A 21,855-nucleotide genomic window follows, 5' to 3' on the forward strand; every position below is an offset into this window, starting at 1 on the left:
ACGAATCCGGGATCCGGCGGGTGGACGCGGAAGACCGGCCGCGCATCGGGCCCGCGGCGGACCGGGTGCGAGGCGCCGGTGCGGGCGCTGACGGAGCCCGGGGGAAGACCGCCTCCGGTGCTCCTCAGGTGGCAGCAACCCACAGGGGACCTTCCCAAGGGACACTCCCGCCTGCTCGGTGTCGCCGGACGCCTGGCCCGAGGAGCCGTCATGGGCTTGCCTCGGTGGGCCGGGGCCCCACATCGGCCCCCGCGCCCCGTACGGCGTCCGCCATCAGCCGTACCCCGTCGCGTATCCGCGCGGGCGACAGATGCGCGTACCCCAACACCAGCCGTACGCCGTCCACGGCCGTCTCTCCGTAGTGTGCCGTGAGCCGGACCACCGCTCCGGCCGCCGCGGCCAGTTCCAGGAAGCGGTCCTGCGGCCCGTACCGGGCGGGCAGCGCGGCGACGACGTGCAGGCCCGCCGCGATCCCGGACACCTCCGCGCCGGGAAAGTGCTCCTCCAGGGCCGCCACCAGGGCGTCACGCCGCTCCCGGTAGGCACGCTGGCAGCGGCGCAACTGCCGGTCGTAGTCACCCCGTTCCACGAAGCGGGCCAGGAGCGCCTGGTCGAGGACGGGGTTGCCGAGGTCCATCGTGCGTTTGCGCTCGACGACCTCCTCGACATGGGCCGCGGGGACGAGCAGCCAGCCGAGCCGCAGCCCCGGGGCGAGCGATTTGCTGACCGAGCCCGTGTACGCGACATGCTCGGGGTCGAGCCCCTGCAGGGCGCCCACCGGGGCACGGTCGTAGCGGAAATCGCCGTCGTAGTCGTCCTCGACGACCAGCCCGTCCACGGATCGGGCCCAGTCGAGGAGTTCCGTGCGGCGCCGCGCCGAGTACGCGATGCCCGTGGGGAACTGGTGGGCGGGCGTCGTCACCACGGCGCGCACGCCGGACGCCTCGAGCGGAGCGATGGCGAGGCCTTCGCCGTCGAGGGGCAGCGGTACGGTGCCGACGCCGGCGGACGCGAACAGGGAGCCGTGTTCCGGACTGCCCGGATTCTCGACACCCACGCCGGTCGCCCCGCGCGCGTGGAGCACGAATCCGAGCAGCGTCATCGCCTGCGCGACCCCGGAGACCACGATGACGCGTTCCGGGTCCGCGACCACGCCCCGGCGGCGAACGAGCAGTTCCGCGAGGGCGGTCCGCAGCCTCGGCAGACCCCGCGGATCCGGGTAGCCCAGTGCCTGGTGGGGCAGTTCGGCCAGCACTCCGCGGTGCGCCGCGGCCCACGCGGCACGCGGGAAGAGGGACAGGTCGGGGGTTCCCGCGACGAAGTCCGCCCGCACCCCGGCCGGCCGCGGCGCGAGGTCACGCGCGCGTGGACCCACCGCACGGACCGCGCCGCCGACCCAGGTGCCGGCACCGCGGTCGCTGCGCAGATACCCTTCCGCCGTCAACTGCTCGTACGCCTCCGTGACCAGTCCCCGCGACACGCCGAGATCACCGGCCAGCTCACGGCTGGACGGCAGCCGGGTGCCGGGTGCGAGCCGCCCGGAACGGACCGCCTCGCGCAGCGCGGCCTGCAATGCGCGGCCACGCGCGCGTGCCGGAGCGGCCGCGGCCGGCAGGAGCAGTTCCCAGGCGGCCGACCAGGGTGCGGCGCCGGGGCGAGCGTGGTTCGGCGGCCCGTCGCGATTGGTCCCCGATGACGTCATGGAAGTGGACCTTAAACCGGACCACGTTCCTTCATAGCGTCACGGTCATGAACGCCACCACCATTCGGGGCGCCCTGCTCGCCGCCCTCGCCTGTGTCCTCGTCGGAGGTTCCTTCACCGCCAACAGCGTCCTCGGCCACTACCCGTACGCGGGCGGTCAGTTCCTCCGCTACGGCCTCGCCTGTGTCCTTCTGCTGCCCCTGGTCGGCCGGGGCGGTGCCGCCCCGCTGCGGCGGCTGACGGCCCGCCGGTGGGGGCGCCTCGCGCTGCTCGCGGCCGTCGGTATGGTCGGCTTCAACCTCGCGGTGATCGCCGCCGAGCGCACGGCCGAACCGGCGGTCCCGGGTGTCTTCGTGGGCTGTGCCCCGGTCCTCGTGGCGGTTCTCGTGCCTCTCCAGGAAGGCCGTCGGCCACGACGCCGCGTCCTGTACGGGGCGTCGCTCGTCGCCCTGGGCGCCTTCGCCGTTCAGGGGTGGGGCCGCACGGACGGGACCGGGATCGCGTACTCCGTGGGCGCGCTGGCGGGGGAGGTCGGCTTCGCCGTGCTGGCCGTGCCCGTCCTTCGCCCCCTAGGGCCACGGCTGCTGTCGGCCACCGTGTGCGGGATCGCCGCGGCCGAGTCGGCGGTGGCAGGGGTGATCACCGACCGCGGAGCGTGGCTGCGCGTACCGGACGCCACCGAGGCGACGGCACTGCTGTGGCAGGCGGCGGTCGTCACGGTCGTCGGCTTCGTCTGCTGGTACATGGGCATGCAGCGCATCGGCGCGGAGCGCGCCACCCTGTTCTCCGGCCTCATCCCCGTGGCCGCCGCCTGTACCGCGCCGCTCGTGGGCACGGGCGCCTACGGGGTCCCTCAGGCTGCGGGAAGTGCCCTGGTGGGTGCCGGAGTCGCCCTCGGATCAGGCGCGTTGAGCCTTGTCGTGGGGCGTGGCTCACGGGCTGGGTCCGAGGGGGACGGTGGCCGGGGCTCGAAGGCTGCCGCCGAGGGCGGCGGGCGGCGCGCCGCCCGCGCGGGCTTCGCCGGGGCGTCGCGCCGCCGCTCAGCTGCTGCCGTCGAGGATGACGCGGGCCACGAGCGCCGGGTCGTCGTTCATCGGGACGTGGCCGCAGCCGGGCAGCCGCACCAGCCGTGCCCGCGGAATGATCTGCTTGGCCCGGATGCCCTGGCGGCGCACCAGCAGCCGGTCACGGGTTCCCCACGCCACGGTGACGGGAAGCGTCGGGATGTCGTCCGTGAACTGGACGGTCGTCCCCGCCCGGAGGGTCTCGGTGAATCCCTCGGCGTGGGCCAGCGCGAGCGTCTCGGCGACGACGGCGTCCGGTGAACGGCGGCCGGGCCGGGCGTAGATGGTGCTGGTCAGCACCGCCCGCCCGGCCGCCGAACGGGAGAGCCGTTCGACGATCGGCAGAGGCATGCGCCGGGCGGCCTGTCGCATGGCGAGCAGCACCCCGAAGGCGTAGCGCCGTTCCACCGGTGACCAGAAACCGGCGGGCGACAGCGCGGTGACGGACCGTACGAGCTTCTCGCGGCCCAGTTCCAGGGCCAGCAGCCCGCCCAGCGAGTTGCCGGCGACATGCGGCCGCTCGATCTCCAGCGCCTCGCACAGCGCGCCGAGCACGGGTACCACGGTCGCCAGGTCGTGGGTGAGTCCTTCGGGCAGCGCCGGGGACGCGCCGAAACCGGGGAGGTCGACGGCGATGACGTCGCGCTCGGCCGCCAGGATGGGAATGACCGGGTCCCAGGCCTGTCGGTGGTGACCGATCCCGTGCAGCAGGAGCAGCGGTTCACCGGCGCCCACGCGCGCGTAGGACAGGGTGACCGCCCTCGGGCCGCGCGAGGAGGGAAGGCTGACGGAGACCGTGTCGGACATGGGACTGCTCCTCGTCTGGGACGCCGTGACCATCTTGTAGACAGCTTGTCAGCAATTGCTACCGACGGGTAGCCCCAGGTCGCCATGAACCGTACGACGTGGGGCCGGGCAACCCGGAGCCGGATGCTCGTGTCCCGCCGCTGTCCTCCAGGTCCCGCGCCGATACGCTCCCGCTCCTCGCGTCCGGCGCTAGCGCGCCCTGCGCACCTCCACGTTGAAGTCCGGGTGCCCGACACCCTGGAACAGGCCCAGCCACAGGGGCAGATACATCTCCACCGCCCGTGCCGTCCGGATGCCCCCGAGGTCGAGAACACGGTGCGCGGGCCAGCCGAACTCGCCCAGCAGCGCCGTCACCTGCTCCTTGGCGTTCGTGTCGTCACCGGAGACGAAGATCTGGTGCTCGCCCGGCACCCTGGCGGGGTCCACCATCACAAGGCAGTTGACGGTGTTGAGGCTCTTGACGACGCGCGCCCGCGGGAACGCGCGCTGGATCTGCTCGCCCACACTGTCCGACTCGACGGGATCGAGCCGCAGCTCGCCCTCCTCGAACTCCATGGGGTTGGAGACGTCGAGCAGCACCTTGCCGTCCAGGTGTCCCTCGCCGGCCGCCCGCAGCACCGCGAGCGCCACCCGCCCGCCCACGGCGTTCACGATCACCTCGCCGAACGCCGCGGCCTCCGCGAACGTGCCGTGCGACGCTCTTGGACCCGAGCTGTCGGCCCACTCGACGGCCGCCGCGTTGTCCTTCGTGCGCGAACCCAGCGACACCTCGTGACCCAGCTCGACCAGTTTCCCGGCCAGCGTGCGCCCGACGTCGCCCGTGCCCAGAACCGCGTACCGCATCGTCGTTCCTCCCGTGTCGACCGAGCGGGCCGCCGGCGGCCCGCGGTCATTGTGCTCCGGGAGCGGCGATTTCGCCTGGACACGGAGGAATGTGTCGGGTGGGATGGTGCGGTGGCCATCGACACCGCGACCGACATCTTCGAAGAGCATCGCCCCGTACTGATGGGCGTGGCGTACCGCATGCTCGGCCGGGTGGCCGACGCGGAGGACGTCGTCCAGGAGGCGTGGCTGCGCTGGTCGGCCGACGACCGGTCGGACGTACGGGAACCGCGCGGCTACCTGGTCCGTGTCACCACCCGGCTCGCCATCGACCGGCTGCGCCAGGTCCAGTCGCGCCATGAGGCGTACGTCGGGCCATGGCTCCCGGAGCCGTACGTCACCGACTTCGGCGACAGCGTCCCGGACAGCGCCGAACGAGCGGTCCTCGCCGACTCCGTCTCCCTCGCCGTTCTCGTCGTCCTGGAGTCCCTGTCACCGCTGGAGCGCGCGGTGTTCGTCCTGAGGGAGGCGTTCGGCTATCCGTACGCGGACATCGCCGCCGTCCTCGACCGGGGCGAACCGGCGGTGCGTCAGCTCGCCGGGCGGGCGCGCAAGCACGTCGGGGAACGGCGGCCGCGCTACGAGGTCGACCCCGCCGAACGCCGCGACCTCACCGAGCGATTCCTCGCCGCGGCGGGCGACGGAGATCTGGAGGGCCTCATGTCCCTGCTGGCGCCGGACGCGCGCCTGATCGGCGACAGCGGAGGCCTGGCCCAGGCGCCCCTGCGAGTCCTCGACTCCGCCGACAAGGTCGGCCGCTTCGTCATCGGCGTCGCCAGGAAGGGCGTACCCGGCCTGTCGTTCCGCTTCCTCGAGGTCAACGGCGGCTTCGCCGTGGTCGCACTGTCCGACGGCAAGCCGGACAGCGTCATCCAGCTGGACGTCGCGGACGGCCGCATCCAGTGCGTCTACATCGTGCGCAACCCGGAGAAGCTGGTTGCCCTTTCCGCCGACTAGCTCCGCACGACGCTCCTTCCGAAGGGCTCCGCCGGAGTCACGGAAACAGTGCGAAAGCCCCCGTCCCACAGACGGGGGCTTTCGGCGTTGTGACGCGAACATCGCCCAGCGAGAACACCCCGTGAACCCTCCGCGGCCGGGCACCTGTGCAAACCGTATGGGATCGATGATTGGTCTTGACCAAGGGTGGGGGCGGCCCTATGGTCGCAGGGATAGTGCAGGAACCTTTAATAAACAAGGGCGTTAAAACGCCGCCGGGCCACGGCGATTGCGGAGGACAGGGTGGGGACCACGCAGTTGGAATCGGTGCCGGAACCTAAGTACTGGCATCTCAAGACCGTGCTCAGCGAGGCACTGGACTCCGAGTTCACCGTGGGCGAGATCCTGCCCAACGAACGTGATCTGGCGGCCCGTTTCGGGGTCGCCCGGGCCACCCTGCGCCAGGCGCTCGAACAGCTCGAACTGGAAGGACGCCTGCAGCGCCGTCGTGGTGTGGGCACCACCGTCGCCCCACCGCGCGTGGGTGTGGCCGTGGGAACCGAACAGCAGGTGTGGCCCGGGGCGGTCGGCGACGCCTGGCACGCCGCGGACTGCACCCTGGCGGCACCGCCCGCGTCCGTGGCCGCCGTCCTGGAGACAGCCGCCGGCGAGCAGGTGCACGTCGTGCGCCGTTCCCGGGTGACACACGGTCAGCCCGTCGCAGCCGAACTCCTCTACGTCCCGGCGTCCTCGGTACCGGACCTGTCGGCGATCGACGCGCCCTCGGGCGCCGCACGCGCGCGTGCCGTCCTGCGGGAGCTTCAGAGGCTGGAGCTGGAGGGCCAGGACAGCGCCGTCGAGCTCGGTTCGGCCCGCGCGGACGACGCCAAGGAGCTCGACCGCCTTCCCGGAGCGCCCGTTCTCGTCGTCACGACCCGCTTCTTCACCGAGGGACGTACCGCCGCGGTGTCCGTGGCCACGTACCGCGCGGACACCTGCCGGCTCACGTTCGGCGACTCCGGCGGCGTGGAGATCCACCACGACCCCGAGCGCCGCGCTTCCTGAGCCGTCCCGCCCGGACCCGCCGCGCTCTTCGAGCCACGCCCCGGATCACACCCGCCGCGCCCCGGAAACACCCCGGGGCGCGCCGTTTTTCCGCCATTGCCGTGCCGGTACATCCGTGCCGCCATGGTCATGCCCGCCCCGGGGCCGTGCCGCCGACGCCTCAGCGGCGCGCCGTCACGGTCCCCTCCACCGCGAACAGCTGCTCCTCCACATGGTCGAGGGCCAGCCGCAGCGCCCCGGTCGCCACCGCCGCTTCGCCCAGCAGGGAGAGGGCCACCTTGGGCGGGCGCAGGCAGTAGCGCGCCAACTCCCGCCGCAGCGGCTCCAGTACGCCGTCCAGACCGGCCGCCCAGCCGCCGATGACGACCAGCTCCGGGTCGAGGGCGAGGACCAGGGCCGCAACGTCGTGCACCAGCCGCTGGATGAAACGGTCCACCGCCGCACGCGCTCGCTGGTCGCCGCCCTTGGCCAGCGCGAACACCTTGGCGACCGCCTGCTCGTCGAGCGGGTGCAACGGCTCGTCCGTGGTCGACAGCAGCGTCTCGGGGGTGACGTCACGGCCCAGCAGGTGCAGCGCGCCGATCTCACCGGCCGCCCCGCCGTACCCCCGGTGCAGCCGCCCGCCGATCAGCGAGCCGGCGCCCGGACTGAGGCCCGCCAGGACGAACACGACGTCGTCGGACTCGGTCGCCGCACCCTTCCAGTGCTCGGCGACCGCCGCCGCGTTGGCGTCGTTCTCGACGAGCACCGGGCACTTGAAGGAACGGCTCAGCCGCTCGCCCAGGGGCAGACCCGTCCACTCCGGCAGCGCCGTGCCCAGGCGCACCGTGCCGTCCGCCTCCACGATGCCGGGGCTTCCCACCCCCACCGCCCGCAGGGAGCTGCGGGCGACACCGGCCCTGCGCAGCAGTTCGGCGACCGCCATCCGAAGCCGTTCCAGCCGCTCGTCGGCGGACGCCGTCTCGTCCACGTCCTTGGCCATCGCGCCCATCACGCGCCCGTCCAGGTCGGCGAGAAGCGCCGCGACACGGTGCGGGCCGATCTCCAGGCCCAGCAGATGCCCCGCCTCGGCCCGGAACCGGAACCTGCGCGCCGGACGCCCCTGGCGCCGCGTGGCGCCCTCCTCGGCCGCCTTCTCGACGACGAGCCCGTTCTCGATCAGCCCCTCGACGACGCCCTCGACCGTCGGCCGCGACAATCCGGTCACCCGGGTGATCTCGGTGAGGGTCGCGCAGTCCGTGGCACGCAAGGCGTGCAGCACCACCGCGGAATTGATCCGTCGCAGCAGAGAGGGATCCCCGCCGGTCAACTGCCCCAACGTCCGTCCTCCCAGCTTGTACGCGTGTTGGCCGGATCGTACTCGGAGCCGGGGACACCGGCGAGGGCCGGGGACCCTTTGCCCTTCACGGGGCGTCGCCGGGCCGGTTCCACGGGTGCCGTCAGCCCGGCGCCACGAACCCCGACTCGTAGGCCGCGATGACCGCCTGAGTACGGTCCCGGGCCCCCAGCTTCGCCAGTACGGCGCTGACGTGCGACTTGACCGTCTCCGTCCCGACCACCAGCCGCGCGGCGATCTCGGCGTTCGACATCCCCCGGGCCATCAGCCGCAGCACGTCCGCCTCGCGCTCGGTCAGTGCTGCCCGCTCCATGGCCGCCCGCGCGGCCGGATTCCCGCCACTGTCCCCGTACTCGGCCGCCAACTGCCGTACGGAGGCGGGGAACAGCAGGGACTCGCCCTCGGCGACCAGCCGCACCGCGTGCACGATCTCGGCGGGCCGCGCCCGTTTCAGCAGGAAACCGTCGGCGCCCGCGCGCAGGGCCTCATAGACGTATTCGTCGTTCTCGAACGTCGTGACCACGAGGATCTTCGGCGGATCGGTGACGGTCCGCAGCACCGCGCGTGTGGCCTCGATGCCGTCCATCAGGGGCATCCGGACATCCATGGCGACGACGTCCGGCCGCAGCTGCCGGACCAGCGGGATCACCGCGGCACCGTCGGCGGCCTCACCGACGACCTCGATGTCGGGCTGCGCCTCCAGAACGGCGCGCAAGCCCGCGCGGACGAGGGGTTCGTCGTCGACGAGGAGAACACTGACCGCCATCCGGCCAGCCTAGATCAGCGCAACGGCAGCTCCGCGCGCACCTGCCAGTCACCCTCGTGCGGGCCCGTCCGCGCGCGGCCGCCGAGCAGCGCGGCCCGCTCCCGTATGCCGCGCAGGCCGCTGCCCCGTCCGGGCCCCGTGATGCCGGCCGGCAGCGGATTGCGGACCTCCAGGGCCAGCGTGCCGTCGCCGACCTCGATACGGACCCGCACCGGGACGCTCCCGGCGTGCCGCAGCACATTGGTGAGCGACTCCTGGAGGATGCGGTACCCCTCCCTGGACACCGGACCGGGCACGGTCTCCAGGGGGCCCGCCACCTCGGCGTCCACTTTGGCTCCCGACGTGCGCGCCGACTCCAGCAGCCGGTCGGCGTCGGTCAGCGTCGGGCGGCTGCTCGCGGGACGCTCCGCCTCGCGCAGCACACCCAGCACCCGCTCCAGGTCCTCCAGGGCGGCCCGGCCGGTGTCCTCGATGGCGGCCAGGGCGCGCTCGGTGAACGCGGGGTCGGCGGCCGCCCGCGCGGCACCGGCCTGCACCACCGCGACCGTGAGCGCGTGGCCGATGGAATCGTGGAGCTCACGGGCGATGCGGTTGCGCTCCAGGAGCTGCTCGGTGCGCTCCTCCAGGGCGGCGAGCCGCTCGCCGGGGGAGGGGCCGAGGAGCCGGCGCGCGAGTGCCGTGATCACTTCACCGAGGCCGACCACCCCGCCGTACAGGGCGAGCAGGGGCAGCGGGACGAGCAGCGCGCAGCTCCAGTGCGGGTCGAGGAACATCATCACGGGGTCGCCGGCCGACCGGTACCCGATGGCCGCGCTGCCCAGGTCGATGGCGAACAGGGGCATCCAGACGGTGACCCCGCAGGCCACCCATCCCAGCAGGATGCGCGCCTCCAGCCAGAGCACCGTCCGCCACCGGTCCCGCCAGGTGACCGAAGGAGCGACCGAGAACACCCGGTCCTCGCCTCTTCGCTCGTCCGGAGACAGCATGAACCGCGCCTGCACACCCTCGCCCCGCCGCACGGCGGGGATCAGCCCCAGCGGAACCACCAGCAACGCGGGCATCCACGGCTTCGTCATGTCGATGAACAGCCACACGCTGGTGAACAGCATCGGCACCCACAGGTGCAGCAAACGCGTGTACGTCGTCCCCCACAGCAGCGGGCGCAGAAACCGGGCCATCGCGTCATCGTGCCAGCCGGCACCGACAACGGACCTCCCCCGGGCGGGGGAGAGGATCTCCACCCTCGGGGGAGGTGAGGACCGGCCGACGACGGCCACGCTGGGGCCATGACCAGCATCGACGTCCACGACCTGACCAAGGAGTACGGCGGCAAGCGCGCCGTGGACCGCCTGACCTTCAGCGTTCTCCCGGGCCGCGTCACCGGATTCCTCGGCCCGAACGGCGCCGGAAAGTCCACCACCATGCGGCTCGTGCTGGGCCTGGACCGGCCCACGTCCGGCACCGCCACCGTCGGGGGCCGCGCCTACGCCACCCTCGACGAACCGCTCCGGAAGGTGGGCGCCCTGCTCGACGCCGGGGCGGCGCACGGATCGCGGACCGCCCGGGACCATCTGCGGGCGCTCGCCGCCACCAACCGCATCCCCGAACGCCGGGTGGACCAGGTCCTGGAGGAAGCGGGGCTCGCCTCGGTGGCCCGGCGCCGGGTGAAGACGTACTCCCTGGGCATGCGTCAGCGTCTGGGCATCGCGGCGGCGCTCCTCGGCGACCCGCCCGTGGTGCTCCTCGACGAACCGTCGAACGGGCTCGATCCGGAAGGGATCATCTGGATCCGGGAACTGCTGCGCCGGCTGGCCCGTGAGGGGCGCGCCGTCCTCGTCTCCAGCCACCTCATGAACGAGACCGCGTCCTTCGCCGACCAGCTCGTCGTCCTCGGCCGCGGCCGTCTTCTCGCCGACATGCCCATGCGCGAGTTCATCCACGCACGCGTGCGGCATCGGGTCCGGGTGCGCAGCACGGACAGCGGCGCGTTGGCGGGCCTGTTCGCGGAGCACGGTATCGAGGCCGTCGAGGGCGAGGACTGCCGCTGGACCGCCCTCGACGCGCGGCTGGAGGACATAGGGCGCCTCACCTCGGCCGCCGGTCTGCCGATCCTCGAACTCGCCGCGGAGGAAGGCACGTTGGAGCAGGCCTATCTGGATCTGACAGCCACCGAGACCGAGTTCGCCGCCCCGACCCAGCCTCAGGAGGTCTGACCGTGTCCTTCGCACCCGTACTCCGCGCGGAATGGATCAAGATCCGAACCCTGCGCTCGCTCCTCTGGGGCCTGTTCGCCGTCCTCGCGGCCACGGTGGCGTTCTCGGCACTCGCCGGGCTCGACGACTCCGACGGCCAGGAGTTCGACCCGCTCTTCTCGACCTTCTTCGGTGTCAGTTTCGGCCAGATCGCGGCCATCACCTTCGGGGCGCAGGCGGTCTCGGCCGAGTACCAGGGCGGTGCCTTGCGTGTCTCGCTGTCGGCGGTTCCCGACCGGGGTCGCTGGTTCCTGGCGAAGACGGTGGCGATCGGCGGACCGGTCCTGGTCGTCGGTCTGGTCACGGGAGTGGCCAGTCTGGTGGTGGGGACGTCCGTGCTCGGTTCCCGAGCGAAAGGGCTGACCTGGGCGGAGGAACTCCGGGGAGTGGTCGGCTGCGCGATCTACCTGACCCTGATGGCCCTGTTCGCGGCGGGCCTGGCAGCCGTCCTGCGGAGCGGGGTCGCCACGTTGAGCATCCTGATCCCCTTCCTCCTGATCGTGTCCTTCGTCGTCGGGGGAGCGTCGGGGAGCATCGCCGACTTCCTGCCGGACAAGGCGGGGCAGACGGCTCTGCACGAGACGTCGGACGGTGCCCTGGGCCCCTGGAGCGGCCTCGCCGTGACCGCGCTGTGGACCGTCGCGGCACTCGGTGCGGGCGCGTGGAGCGTCCGGCGCCGGGACGCATGACCTCAACGGCCTCCTGACGCCTCACCAATTGTCAGTGGTGGCCGCTTTACTGGACGGCATGACCATCGCGCAGCACCTCGCCACGATCGACCGGCTGTGCTTCGAGGAGTTTCCCCCGGAGCCCGGCCGGTCGGATGTCGGCTCCGCCGGACCCGGTTACCACATAGCCGAGTTAGCGACGAGTGGGGACTTCTGGGAAGCCGACGGCGCGGCACGTGAGGAGACCGAAGAGCAGTACGAGGCCGACCGGGACGGTCTCTCGGAGCTGCTCACCGGCCGCTGGGGTCGTCCGGAACTCCTGAGTCTGTCGAGCGCTTTCGAGCGGGCGACGGACGGCGAGGAGATACCCGAGCCCTGGGGGCTCCTGAGTTCGCACGTGCCCGATGTGCACCTCTGGAAGCCGGAGGGGCAGGACCGCTGGATCGCCCTCGGTATCTCGCAGTGGGACAGCGAACTGCCGTTCCAGCTGCTGGCCGTCGTCACGGAGATCGACCCACCGTGACTCACGGAGCCTGCGCCGCCGCCCGCAGGCGGCCGTACTCCTCGGCCATCGTCGCCGCCGTCCAATGCGCGTTGAGCCCGCTGGGGTTGGGCAGGACCCACACCCGGCTCGAGCCGATCGTCCGCTCCTGAGGGCCGATGCGGGCCTTGCGGTCGTCGAAGGCCGCCCGGTACGCGGTCACCCCCACCACCGCCAGCCACCTCGGGCGCAGCCGCTCGACCTTCTCGGCGAGCAGTCGTCCGCCCTCGCGGTACTCCTCGGCGCTCAGCTCGTCGGCCCGCGCGGTCGCGCGGGCCACCACGTTGGTGATGCCGAGTCCGTAGGAGAGCAACTCGTCCTGCTCGGACGGCTTCATGAGCCGCGCAGTGAACCCGGAGAGATGCAGTACCGGCCAGAACCGATTGCCGGGCCGGGCGAAGTGATGGCCGGTGGCCGCCGTCATCAGGCCCGGATTGATGCCGCAGAAAAGCACCGAGAGGCCGTCCGCGACGACATCCGGCACGAGCCGGTCGCGGGCGGCCTCCAGGTCCGCGGGGGTGAGCCGTGTCAGAGGATCGCTCCGGGCGTGTAGCCGGCGGCCTCGGGGTGCTGCTTGAGGATCTCCTCGACGCGCCCGACGACGACGGCCACCTGGTCGGCGGCGGCGCCCGTGAAGGACAGCTTGTCGGCCATCAGCTCGTCGAGCTGCGCGCGGTCCAGCGGGATCCGCTCGTCCGCGGCGAGCTTGTCGAGCAGCTCGTTGCGCTCGGCGCCCTGCTCACGCATGGCGAGGGCGGAGGCGACCGCGTTCTCCTTGATCGCCTCGTGGGCGACCTCGCGGCCGACACCGGCGCGCACCGCGCCCATCAGGACCTTGGTCGTCGCGAGGAACGGCAGGTAGCGGTCCAGCTCGCGGGCGACGACGGCCGGGAAGGCGCCGAACTCGTCGAGGACGGTCAGGAAGGTCTCCATCAGACCGTCCAGCGCGAAGAACGCGTCCGGCAGCGCGACGCGGCGCACGACCGAGCACGACACGTCGCCCTCGTTCCACTGGTCGCCGGCCAGCTCGCCGGTCATCGACGCGTAGCCGCGCAGGATGACCATCAGACCGTTGACGCGCTCGCAGGAGCGGGTGTTCATCTTGTGCGGCATCGCGGACGAGCCGACCTGGCCGGGCTTGAAGCCCTCGGTGACCAGCTCGTGCCCGGCCATCAGCCGGATCGTCTTGGCCGTCGAGGACGGGGCGGCCGCCAGCTGCACCAGGGCGGTCACGACGTCGTAGTCGAGGGAGCGCGGGTAGACCTGGCCGACGGAGGTGAAGGCCTGCGAGAAGCCGAGGTGCCCGGCGATCCGCTGCTCCAGGTCCGCGAGCTTGGCCGCGTCCCCGCCCAGCAGGTCGAGCATGTCCTGCGCCGTGCCGACCGGGCCCTTGATACCGCGCAGCGGGTAGCGGCCGAGCAGCTCCTCGAGACGGCCGTACGCGACGAGCAGCTCGTCGGCGGCGGTCGCGAAACGCTTGCCCAGGGTGGTGGCCTGTGCGGCGACGTTGTGCGAGCGGCCGGCCATGACCAGCTCGGCGTACTCGCCGGCGAGCTTGCCCAGACGGGCGAGGACCGCCACCGTACGGTCGCGCATCAGTTCCAGCGAGAGCCGGATCTGCAGCTGCTCGACGTTCTCGGTGAGGTCGCGGGAGGTCATGCCCTTGTGCACGTGCTCGTGCCCGGCGAGGTCGTTGAACTCCTCGATCCGCGCCTTCACGTCGTGCCGGGTGACCTTCTCGCGCTCGGCGATGGAGGCGAGGTCGACCTGGTCGAGGACACGCTCGTAGTCGGCGATCGCGGCGTCCGGCACCTCGATCCCGAGGTCCTTCTGGGCGCGCAGCACGGCGATCCAGAGCTGACGCTCAAGTTTCACCTTCTGCTCGGGGGACCAGAGCGTGGCGAGTTCGGCGGAGGCGTAGCGTCCGGCGAGAACGTTGGGGATACGGGGCTTTGCAGGCGCGGCAGTCACGTGTGTGGAGTTTACCGGCTGTCCGGCGCCGGTCCTGTTACGCCCGCCGCGTCCCGAATGCGCAGGTCGGGGCGGAGCGGCACCCCCCGGCGGACCGGGGTGTGCGTGAGAGGTGCGGGGACGGGACGGAGGTGCCGCGCGGGGGCGGGCACCACAGACCGCGTCGTCGCTCCTGCCGGCCGCCGGTGGTCCCGGCGGAATGACGCTCAACTTCCTTTGAGTAAAAGAGAGTTGTTCATCGTATTGGGTAGGGAGATGTCTTGGTGGATCGATTCCGCAGCGCCGTACTCAGGACCCTGAACGCGGGGGGCGGCTTCCGTAGCCCGCCCGCGCGTGGGGATCGGGGTGGGACTGCTCGCTGCCGACCACAGCGCGCAGGCCCCCGTAGGTCTTTGAGGTGAACCGGTCGTGGGCGAGGGTGAGCTCGGCCGTGATCAGCTGGTTGCGCTCGTCATTGACTTCCTCGATCTCCTGCATGAGTGAGGAGTTCTTGGCGCGGAGTGCCGTGTTCGCGTTCCGCGCCTCGTCGAGGGCTCGGGCATGGCTGCCGAGTCTGATGGCTGTGATGGTGGCCCTGCGGGCCATGGCTTTCTCTCGCTGGGACAGCTCCAGCTCGCGTTTGTGCATGTCCAGCTCGAGGTGTCTTCGGTGCTCCACCAAGACGCTCAGATCATGCCGTGTGCGGGCGTCGACCTGGTTGACCGTGTGACGGAGCAGGGCTGCGAGCACCCCTGCCACTCCCATGGTCAACAGGCCGACCCCGACTGCCGCCAACTCCCATGCATGGTGCCAGACGCCTCCGCCCACGAATGTCCAGCCGGCTGTGCAGCTGGCGGTGGACGCGAATGCCAGTCTGTACGCCACGTTTTTTTACCCCCTTGCAGTGGCCCCCCGGTTGTCGTCGGCATCGAGGTCCTTCTGGAGCTCGATCGCTTGGACGATGTTCCCGCTGAGCATTGTGCGGATTCTGAGATCAGTGATTCCCCATGCGTCCATGGCCTCCTCCGGGGTGAGTGTGACTGAGGCTACCCTCCGTACCGCAGGCTGAGGCCCGTGTTCCGGAGGAAGCATTCCGCTGTTGACCAACATCTCCCGCTGGTCGAGGCCAAGCACTGACGCCCATGTCGTCAGCTGCGAGGGGAGGGGGAGGGTCTTGCCTTCGAGTGTTCTGCTGATCGTCGTCAGGCTCACTCCAATCGCGATGGCCAGCTGAGCCCGGCCACCGGCTCGTGGGCGGACGTCGTACCCGGCCGCTGTCGCGGCGTTCGTGAGGTACTCGCCAACCCTCCTTGCGAGAGCTTGTCGCTCACCGCGGGACTCGTGGGGGGACTCTTCCATGCTCCGCATGCCCGGAGAGTAGCGCGCATGTATGCAACTTGCACGCGACTTGCATGCGTGCATCTTCGCAGGTCAACGGCTGTTTGGGCGTCATGCCAGGCCAAGGGGGACGGCTCGCACTCCAGTTCCCAACAAAAAGTCCCGTCGTCATACCGGCGAAGCAACTTGCGTACGTGTACGCAAGTTGCATATGTTGCATGACTGTGAGTTAGTCGCACGTATGCAAGTCCCTTTGAGGGGACCCTATTTGCACCGCCTCGGCATCAGCTCGACCACGTCCGGAGCTGCGAGGCATCTGCGGGGGACGCCTCGAAACCTTCGGACACGACGACCCGGTCATCCGGCGCCCGAGGCCGGCCATGCCGGAGCGGACCGTCGCAGCACCTGCCCACCGCAGTTCATCCACTCATGAACGGAGTAGGCCTTGATCGCCGAGGCTAACGCCGCAACACCGCGGTTCGACACTAGAGAACCGGCCCTTATCGCCCGCGCACTCGCGGGCGACCGGGACGCGTTCGGGGAGCTCTACGCTCTGCACCACCCCGCGGTGCTGGCCTACGTACAGCGCCGTGTACGCAATCGGCAGGTCGCCGAGGACATCACCGGCGAGACCTTTCTCAACGCCTGGATGAAACGCGGCACTTTTACCTATCGCGGCGTCGGCTTCGTCGGGTGGCTGATCACCATCGCCCGGAACAAGGTCATCGACCATTGCAAGAGCGCGCAGCGGCGTGAGTTCGTCGTCGAGGACATGCTCGGTTTCGACGAGGACCTCACCGTCAGTACGGAGGACACCGTACTGATCGGTCTGGACGAGGAGTTGTTGCGTCAGGCGCTGGAGCAGTTGCGGCCGCCGCAACGCGAAGTCCTCACACGTCGATTCCTGATGGAGTTCTCGGTGCTCGAGACGGCGCGCCAGATGGAGCGGACCGAAGGCGCCGTGAAGACCCTCCAGTTCCGGGCTCTGGCCAAGCTGCGCAGCGAGTACCTGGGGGTGGCGGCATGACCACCGTGCCCGGGATCCGTACGGCCGTCGAAGCGCATCTCGCCGAGCAACTCGGCACGTTCGCCCGGGAATTCGTCGCCGAACTGGAAGCGCAGGGGAGGCTGGTCGAGGTGGGCGGTGCCGGTGTCCTCGAACGGCTGCGGACACAGGTCGAGACGTGGCAGAACTGCCCGGAGGCCTACCACGCGGCCGTCGACACGATCGTCGAGGACTGCGGATACCCGAGTGAGGTGGCGATGAGGATCGCCACCGCCCTGAACCGCAAGGGGCTGATCCCCGGCGGCGAGGACCGCGCGCCGGAGCCGGCGCCCGAGCCCGAGCCCGAGCCCGAGCTCGAGTCCGGGCCTGGGCCTGGGCTCGAGAGTCGGCGTGCTTCCGTCCCCTCACCGAACCGCAAGGGACTCATGCCCGTCGGCGAGGACCCCGAGCCGCGGCACGACCGTACCCCCGCGTCCTCGCCTCTGGTGCCGGCCGCACGCGGCGCGATCGTGCTGCACCTCGCCGACCGCGGCGCCGGACGGGCCATGGTGGAGCACGGGGCGGCGCCGGTGCCCCGACGCGTCGACGGCGAGGTGCCGCGGGTCCGGCCGGCCTCCGCGCGGACGCGCGCCGTCGGATGGGGCAGCGCCTCCGCTCGCGCGGTCTCCGTCGCCGCGGCCCTGCAGTCCGACCACCTCGCGCGCCTCGAAGCCATGCAGATCAGCGCGGACGGCGAGCGGGTCACCGTGGCCATCAAGGCCACGTGCCTGGCCGACTGGGAGTACTGGCTCGACGCGATCGGGGCTCCCCGCAACGTCCGGACCAGGACGGCAGGGCACGCCCAGGTGGCAGCGGGCACTCTGGACGGAGTGGCTGTCCACCTCACCGCGCACGGTGTCCCCGAACTCCTCCAGGAAGCGAGCGACGCCGCCGCCGACCCCTTCTACCTCTGGGGACGGATCTACGACCTCGGAATGGGGCAGGTCGACCGGGTCGACCGCATCTGGCTGTCCCTCGGCCGGCGACAGGACGAGCGCGGGATGCCCCTGCTGATCCTGCGGGGAACGGACGGTCCTCCGTATCCGCTGGCTTCGATCGTCATGGCGCACGGCCCGCTGACGGCCACCCCGCCCCCCTCCGAACTCCCCACCGACGGAATGGCCGGCGACAGTGCGTGACGACCACCGGGCGCCACCGCTTCGGCTGGCTGTTTCTCACCCGTGGTGCCCCGCACCTCTGCACGAGGCGACCCGAGGCCATGTGTCCACTGCGGTTCCGGGGTTGTGTACTGCACCTGGCCCAGAACATGCCTGATCTGCAGTAGGCGCGGCTGCTCGATGTGGCTGGTTTCCCACCCTCCCGGTGGCTCGCCGCGGGGGCGCCGATGGGGCACATCGGCCCTGATCCGTCCACCGATGGCGTGACGGTGCGAAAAGGTACGCACACGCTTTTGCCCCGGCCACGCCCGCGAGCCGTTACTGGGAGTTCCTTCGGCGGTGGTCAGGGGCGTACTTCTCAGGCCCACGCATGAGTGCTTTGATGTTGATCCCGGCTGGGTTTCCCGGCTGGCCTGTTACTTGTCATCCACTCCAGGGTGGCGAGACGGCTCCTCTCCATGCTCCGCAAAGCTGGAGGGGCCGTCGGCCGGGTCCGGCACACGCTGCCGGGCCCGGCCGTAGTTCCGGGGCGCGTGAGTGAGCGCATCAACAGCACTCCCGCGCTGTCAAGCGCCCCCCGTGCGCCCTGTGGCGGTCGAGGGGCGAACCGGTAGCGTCCTCTTCATGCGGAGCATGGGCCGCCGTGTCACTCGAGAGAGGGGCACGGCGGAAGCCGCCGGATCGGCGCCCCCTTCAGCCCTCGTGGCCACCGCGTTCAGCCTCCCCGGCACACGGACGTGACCCGGGATTCCTGGAGTCCCCCCGGTGGATCACGGCCTCAGCCGCCGTGCCCACCCGTGACCGGACCCTCGTAGGGAAGCAGCTCCGGCCGTTTCGCCGGAAGTCCGTCACCGGACGAGCGCCCCGTCAGCCGTCGCCCGATCCACGGCAGCAGATGCCGCTGGGCGAAGCGGGCGTCGGCGCCGCGGCGGGCGACCCAGCCGGGCGGTGCCGTGGGCGCCATCGGGGTGTGCCACTCCGCGTCCTCCGCCTCGTACCCGAGGGTCTGCCAGACGGCCTCCGCGACCCGGCGGTGCCCCTCGGCGGACAGGTGCAGCCGGTCCACGTCCCACATGCGCGGGTCGGCCAGCGAGGGGGCTCCGTAGAGGTCGACGACCAGCGCGTCGTGCCGCTTCGCGAGCTCGTCGACGACGGTGAAGAGCTCCTCCATGCGGGGCCGGAAGCGTTCGAGCACCGGACCGTTGCGGCCGGGGCTGCGCATCAGGACGAGCCGCTCGCAGGCGGGGGCGAGCCGCTCCACGGCCTCCTCGAGGAGACCGCGGACACGTCCCATGTCGACCTTGGGCCGCAGGGTGTCGTTGAGGCCGCCGACCAACGTGATCACATCGGGCCGCATGGCGGCGGCCACGTCCACCTGCTCGGCGACGATCTGGCCGATCAGTTTGCCGCGTACCGCGAGGTTGGCGTAGCGGAATCCGGGCGTCCGGGCGGCCATCCGGCCGGCGAGGAGGTCGGCCCATCCGCGGTAGGAGCCGTCGGGCAACAGGTCCGACATGCCCTCGGTGAAGGAGTCGCCGACCGCGACAAGGCTGGTGTAGGTGGCATTCGTCTGCATGGCGGGAAAGATGGTAACCCGAACACATACTCATCGGTCGGTCGGGCTCCCGGGCCGGTCGACCCCGCAGGTCCTTCGGGCAGCCCCGCCCGGCGGCGGCGACAAAACCCACCTCCGTCCGGACGGCCCGGGTAGGGGCGACCTCCGCCCGGACGACCCGCGATCGGCCACCTCCGCCCGGGGACCCCGCCCGGGCGATCTCGGCCCGGGAACCCCGCTCGGGCGCGCCCCCGACCCGGCAGCGGTCGCCCAGCCGGGACCGCCCCCCAGCCGGGATCGTCGTCGGCCGTCGGTTCCTACGCCGGCTGCCCGAAGAGTTCTCTCAGGACGTCCTCCATCGTCACCAGCCCCGTGAGCCGTCCGTCGCTGCCCATGACCGCCGCGAGATGCGTACGGCTGCGGCGCATCGCCGTCAGGACGTCGTCCAGCGGGGTGCTCTCCCGGACGCGAGCGATGGGCCGCATGTCCTCCACGCGGAACGGCACCTCGCGCGGAACGGCGTCCAGCGCGTCCTTGACGTGCAGATATCCGACGATGCGGCGGCCGTCGTCGACGACCGGGAAGCGGGAGAAGCCCGACTCGGCCGACAGCCGCTCCAGTTCCTCCGGAGTGACGCCCACGCGTGCGTAGACGACGCGTTCCACCGGGAGCACCACGTCGTGCACCGGACGGCGCCCCAGTTCCAGCGCGTCGTGCAGCCGCTCCTGGGCGCGATGGTCGATGAGCCCCGCGGCACTGGAGTCCTGGACGAGGCGGGCCAGTTCGTCGTCGGAGAAGGTCGCCGTGACCTCGTCCTTCGTCTCGACCCGCAACAGCTTCAGCAGTCCGTTGGCGAAGGCGTTGACCGTGAAGATGACCGGGCGCAGCGCGCGCGACAGCGCGACGAGCGGCGGCCCCAGTATCAGCGCCGTACGCACGGGTTCCGCGAGGGAGATGTTCTTCGGAACCATCTCGCCGAGCAGCATGTGCAGATACGTCGCCAGGGCGAGCGCGATGACGAAGGAGACCGCGTGGCCCGCACCGGAGGGGACGCCCATCGCGTGGAACACCGGCTCCAGCAGGTGCGCGATCGCGGGCTCGGCCACGATGCCGAGCACCAGCGTGCACAGCGTGATGCCCAGCTGCGCGGTCGCGAGCAGCGCCGAGACGTGTTCGAGGCCCCAGATCACGCTTCGCGCCCGCCGGTCGCCCCGCTCGGCGTGCGGCTCGATCTGGCTGCGGCGCACCGAGATCAGCGCGAACTCGGCGCTCACGAAGAAGGCGTTCACGACGAGCGTGGCGAGCCCGATCAGCAGTTGTACGGCGGTCATCGCGCGCCCTCCTCGGCGTCGTGCGGCGCGTGCAGCAGCACGCGTGCGGCCCGCCGCCCCGAGGCGTCCACCACGTCGAGCCGCCACCCGGCGACCTCGACGGTGTCCCCCTCGGCGGGGATGCGGCCGAGCTCGGTCGCGACGAAACCGGCCAGCGTCTCGTACGGCCCGTCGGGAACCCGCAGTCCGACGCGGGCGAGCTGGTCGGTGCGGGCGGAGCCGTCCGCCGAGTACAGCGCTCTGCCCTCGTCGTCCGTGCCGACCGGGGCGAGGTCGGGTGTCTCGTGCGGGTCGTGCTCGTCGCGTACCTCGCCGACGACCTCCTCGACGATGTCCTCCAGCGTGGCGACGCCTGCCGTACCGCCGTACTCGTCGATGATCACGGCCATCGTGCGCTTGCCGACGAGCCGGTCCAGCAGCCGGTCGACGGTCAGTGATTCCGGTACGAGCAGCGGCTCACGCATGATCTGAGAGACGGCGGTCTGTGTCCTGCTGTCGGCCCGCACGGTCAGCACGTCCTTGATGTGCGCGACGCCGACGACCTCGTCGAGACTGCCGTGGTAGACGGGGAAGCGGGACAGGCCGGTCGCCCGGGTCGCGTTCGCCACGTCCTCGCAGGTCGCCTGGACGTCCAGGGCGATGACCTGGACGCGGGGCGTCATCACGTTCTCCGCGGTCAGGTCGGCGAGGTTGAGGGTGCGCACGAACAGCTCGGCGGTGTCCGCCTCCAGCGCGCCCTCCTTGGCGGAGTGACGGGCGAGCGCCACCAGTTCCTGGGGACCTCGGGCGGAGGCCAGCTCCTCGGCGGGCTCGAGGCCGAAGCGGCGTACGACGTGGTTCGCCGTGTTGTTGAGATGCGCGATGAACGGCCGGAACGCGGCGCTGAACCAGCGCTGCGGAGTGGCCACCCGCTTGGCCACGGCCAAGGGTGAGGAGATCGCCCAGTTCTTGGGGACCAGTTCACCGACGACCATCAGGAAGATCGTCGAGAGCGCCGTACCGATGACCAGGGCCACCGAGCGCGAGGCGGAGGCCGGGACGCCGACCGCCTCCAGGGGACCCGCGATCAGTTTGGCGATCGAGGACTCGGACAGCATGCCGACGACCAGGTTCGTCACGGTGATGCCCAGCTGGGCGCCGGACAGCTGGAAGGTGAGGTTCCGTACGGCTTTGAGGGCGCCCGAGGCGCCTCGCTCGCCGCGCTCCACGGCACGCTCCAGCTCGCTGCGCTCGACCGTGGTCAGCGAGAACTCCGCCGCCACGAAGCCGCCGCAGGCCAGCGACAGCAGAACCGCCACCAGCAGCAGGAACACTTCCGTCATCGGGTCACCTCCGTTCCATGATCGGCCAGGGACGGGGGGATCGCGCGATGTCCGGGGCAGCCGTGGGGAACACGGCTCCGGCTACTGGGAGGCTCGCCCATGGGCGGACGCTCACACCTTTCGTTGGAGGACCGATGGTCCACCAAGGGTAAAGGACGGGCAAAGGGGCCTCCTTGG

The 21,855-nt window shown here is 71.3% G+C and carries 20 protein-coding genes and 1 pseudogene; 8 read left to right on the top strand and 13 right to left on the bottom strand.

The genetic code is table 11. The annotated features are described in order from the left end of the window. Positions 1-208: 208 nt before the first annotated feature. Positions 209-1,702, bottom strand: coding sequence for a PLP-dependent aminotransferase family protein (locus OOK38_RS27580; RefSeq protein ID WP_266756118.1), 1,494 nt, complete (start codon positions 1,700-1,702; stop codon positions 209-211). A gap of 47 nt (positions 1,703-1,749) precedes the next feature. Between OOK38_RS27580 and OOK38_RS27585 the strand changes: the two are divergent. Beyond that, positions 1,750-2,586: pseudogene (locus tag OOK38_RS27585) on the top strand (DMT family transporter); the annotation flags it as partial. A gap of 156 nt (positions 2,587-2,742) precedes the next feature. Here OOK38_RS27585 and OOK38_RS27590 read toward each other — a convergent pair. Both OOK38_RS27590 and OOK38_RS27595 read right to left on the bottom strand, forming a co-directional pair. Next, on the bottom strand, positions 2,743-3,573 hold the full coding sequence (locus tag OOK38_RS27590) for an alpha/beta fold hydrolase (protein ID WP_266756116.1): 831 nt from the start codon (positions 3,571-3,573) through the stop codon (positions 2,743-2,745). Positions 3,574-3,762: 189 nt separating this feature from the next. Further along, on the bottom strand, positions 3,763-4,416 hold the full coding sequence (locus tag OOK38_RS27595) for an NADPH-dependent F420 reductase (RefSeq protein WP_266756114.1): 654 nt from the start codon (positions 4,414-4,416) through the stop codon (positions 3,763-3,765). A gap of 111 nt (positions 4,417-4,527) precedes the next feature. On the opposite strand from OOK38_RS27595, the gene OOK38_RS27600 reads away from it, so the two are divergent. After that, complete coding sequence (locus OOK38_RS27600) at positions 4,528-5,412, top strand: RNA polymerase sigma-70 factor (protein ID WP_266756112.1); 885 nt, start codon at positions 4,528-4,530, stop codon at positions 5,410-5,412. Between the two features lie 282 nt (positions 5,413-5,694). Continuing rightward, complete coding sequence (locus OOK38_RS27605) at positions 5,695-6,456, top strand: GntR family transcriptional regulator (protein ID WP_266756110.1); 762 nt, start codon at positions 5,695-5,697, stop codon at positions 6,454-6,456. A gap of 160 nt (positions 6,457-6,616) precedes the next feature. On the opposite strand, the gene OOK38_RS27610 is transcribed toward OOK38_RS27605, so the two are convergent. The 3 genes from OOK38_RS27610 to OOK38_RS27620 form a co-directional block, all read right to left on the bottom strand. Continuing rightward, positions 6,617-7,774, bottom strand: coding sequence for an ROK family transcriptional regulator (locus tag OOK38_RS27610; RefSeq protein ID WP_266756108.1), 1,158 nt, complete (start codon positions 7,772-7,774; stop codon positions 6,617-6,619). Between the two features lie 121 nt (positions 7,775-7,895). Continuing rightward, a complete protein-coding gene (locus OOK38_RS27615) occupies positions 7,896-8,558 on the bottom strand; it encodes a response regulator transcription factor (protein ID WP_266756107.1) in 663 nt (220 codons plus the stop codon). Between the two features lie 14 nt (positions 8,559-8,572). Continuing rightward, positions 8,573-9,736 carry a sensor histidine kinase gene (locus OOK38_RS27620; RefSeq protein ID WP_266756105.1) on the bottom strand — a complete coding sequence of 388 codons (1,164 nt, stop codon included), beginning with the start codon at positions 9,734-9,736 and terminating at the stop codon, positions 8,573-8,575. A 108-nt stretch (positions 9,737-9,844) separates the two neighbouring features. On the opposite strand from OOK38_RS27620, the gene OOK38_RS27625 reads away from it, so the two are divergent. Genes OOK38_RS27625 through OOK38_RS27635 form a run of 3 tightly spaced genes read left to right on the top strand, consistent with a single transcriptional unit; the run spans position 9,845 to position 12,001 of the window. After that, positions 9,845-10,771, top strand: coding sequence for an ABC transporter ATP-binding protein (locus OOK38_RS27625; protein ID WP_266756103.1), 927 nt, complete (start codon positions 9,845-9,847; stop codon positions 10,769-10,771). A gap of 2 nt (positions 10,772-10,773) precedes the next feature. Next, positions 10,774-11,499, top strand: a complete 726-nt coding sequence (locus OOK38_RS27630; protein WP_266756101.1) for an ABC transporter permease subunit — start codon at positions 10,774-10,776, stop codon at positions 11,497-11,499. A 58-nt stretch (positions 11,500-11,557) separates the two neighbouring features. Further along, the gene (locus OOK38_RS27635; protein ID WP_266756099.1) at positions 11,558-12,001 is read left to right on the top strand and encodes a hypothetical protein; all 444 of its coding nucleotides are present in this window, start codon (positions 11,558-11,560) and stop codon (positions 11,999-12,001) included. Position 12,002: 1 nt separating this feature from the next. Here OOK38_RS27635 and mug read toward each other — a convergent pair whose 3' ends face one another. The 4 genes from mug to OOK38_RS27655 all read right to left on the bottom strand — a co-directional run bounded on the left by mug (position 12,003) and on the right by OOK38_RS27655 (position 15,337). Continuing rightward, positions 12,003-12,551 (bottom strand): G/U mismatch-specific DNA glycosylase, encoded by a 549-nt coding sequence (mug, locus tag OOK38_RS27640; RefSeq protein ID WP_266765580.1) that lies wholly within the window; start codon positions 12,549-12,551, stop codon positions 12,003-12,005. After that, positions 12,548-13,990 (bottom strand): adenylosuccinate lyase, encoded by a 1,443-nt coding sequence (purB, locus tag OOK38_RS27645; protein WP_266756097.1) that lies wholly within the window; start codon positions 13,988-13,990, stop codon positions 12,548-12,550. Before purB ends, mug begins: the two co-directional genes overlap by 4 nt. A gap of 288 nt (positions 13,991-14,278) precedes the next feature. Next, positions 14,279-14,764: a hypothetical protein gene (locus OOK38_RS27650; RefSeq protein WP_266756095.1), complete on the bottom strand. Its 486-nt coding sequence runs from the start codon at positions 14,762-14,764 to the stop codon at positions 14,279-14,281. A 96-nt stretch (positions 14,765-14,860) separates the two neighbouring features. Then, positions 14,861-15,337: a transcriptional regulator gene (locus OOK38_RS27655; protein WP_266756094.1), complete on the bottom strand. Its 477-nt coding sequence runs from the start codon at positions 15,335-15,337 to the stop codon at positions 14,861-14,863. 415 nt (positions 15,338-15,752) lie between these two features. Here OOK38_RS27655 and OOK38_RS27660 point away from each other — a divergent pair, with 415 nt between their 5' ends. Together OOK38_RS27660 and OOK38_RS27665 are read left to right on the top strand one after the other, a co-directional pair. Continuing rightward, a complete protein-coding gene (locus OOK38_RS27660) occupies positions 15,753-16,334 on the top strand; it encodes an RNA polymerase sigma factor (RefSeq protein ID WP_266756092.1) in 582 nt (193 codons plus the stop codon). Then, positions 16,331-17,491 carry a BN159_2729 family protein gene (locus OOK38_RS27665; RefSeq protein ID WP_266756090.1) on the top strand — a complete coding sequence of 387 codons (1,161 nt, stop codon included), beginning with the start codon at positions 16,331-16,333 and terminating at the stop codon, positions 17,489-17,491. The genes OOK38_RS27660 and OOK38_RS27665 overlap by 4 nt, the downstream gene beginning before the upstream one ends. A 757-nt stretch (positions 17,492-18,248) precedes the next feature. On the opposite strand, the gene OOK38_RS27670 is transcribed toward OOK38_RS27665, so the two are convergent. The 3 genes from OOK38_RS27670 to OOK38_RS27680 all read right to left on the bottom strand — a co-directional run bounded on the left by OOK38_RS27670 (position 18,249) and on the right by OOK38_RS27680 (position 21,678). After that, positions 18,249-19,046, bottom strand: a complete 798-nt coding sequence (locus OOK38_RS27670; RefSeq protein ID WP_266756088.1) for an SGNH/GDSL hydrolase family protein — start codon at positions 19,044-19,046, stop codon at positions 18,249-18,251. 296 nt (positions 19,047-19,342) lie between these two features. Then, the gene (locus OOK38_RS27675) at positions 19,343-20,356 is read right to left on the bottom strand and encodes a hemolysin family protein (RefSeq protein WP_266756086.1); all 1,014 of its coding nucleotides are present in this window, start codon (positions 20,354-20,356) and stop codon (positions 19,343-19,345) included. After that, a complete protein-coding gene (locus tag OOK38_RS27680; protein WP_266756085.1) occupies positions 20,353-21,678 on the bottom strand; it encodes a hemolysin family protein in 1,326 nt (441 codons plus the stop codon). Before OOK38_RS27680 ends, OOK38_RS27675 begins: the two co-directional genes overlap by 4 nt. Positions 21,679-21,855 lie beyond the last annotated feature (177 nt).

The sequence above is a fragment of the Streptomyces sp. NBC_00568 genome (assembly GCF_026341855.1).
Classification (GTDB): domain Bacteria; phylum Actinomycetota; class Actinomycetes; order Streptomycetales; family Streptomycetaceae; genus Streptomyces.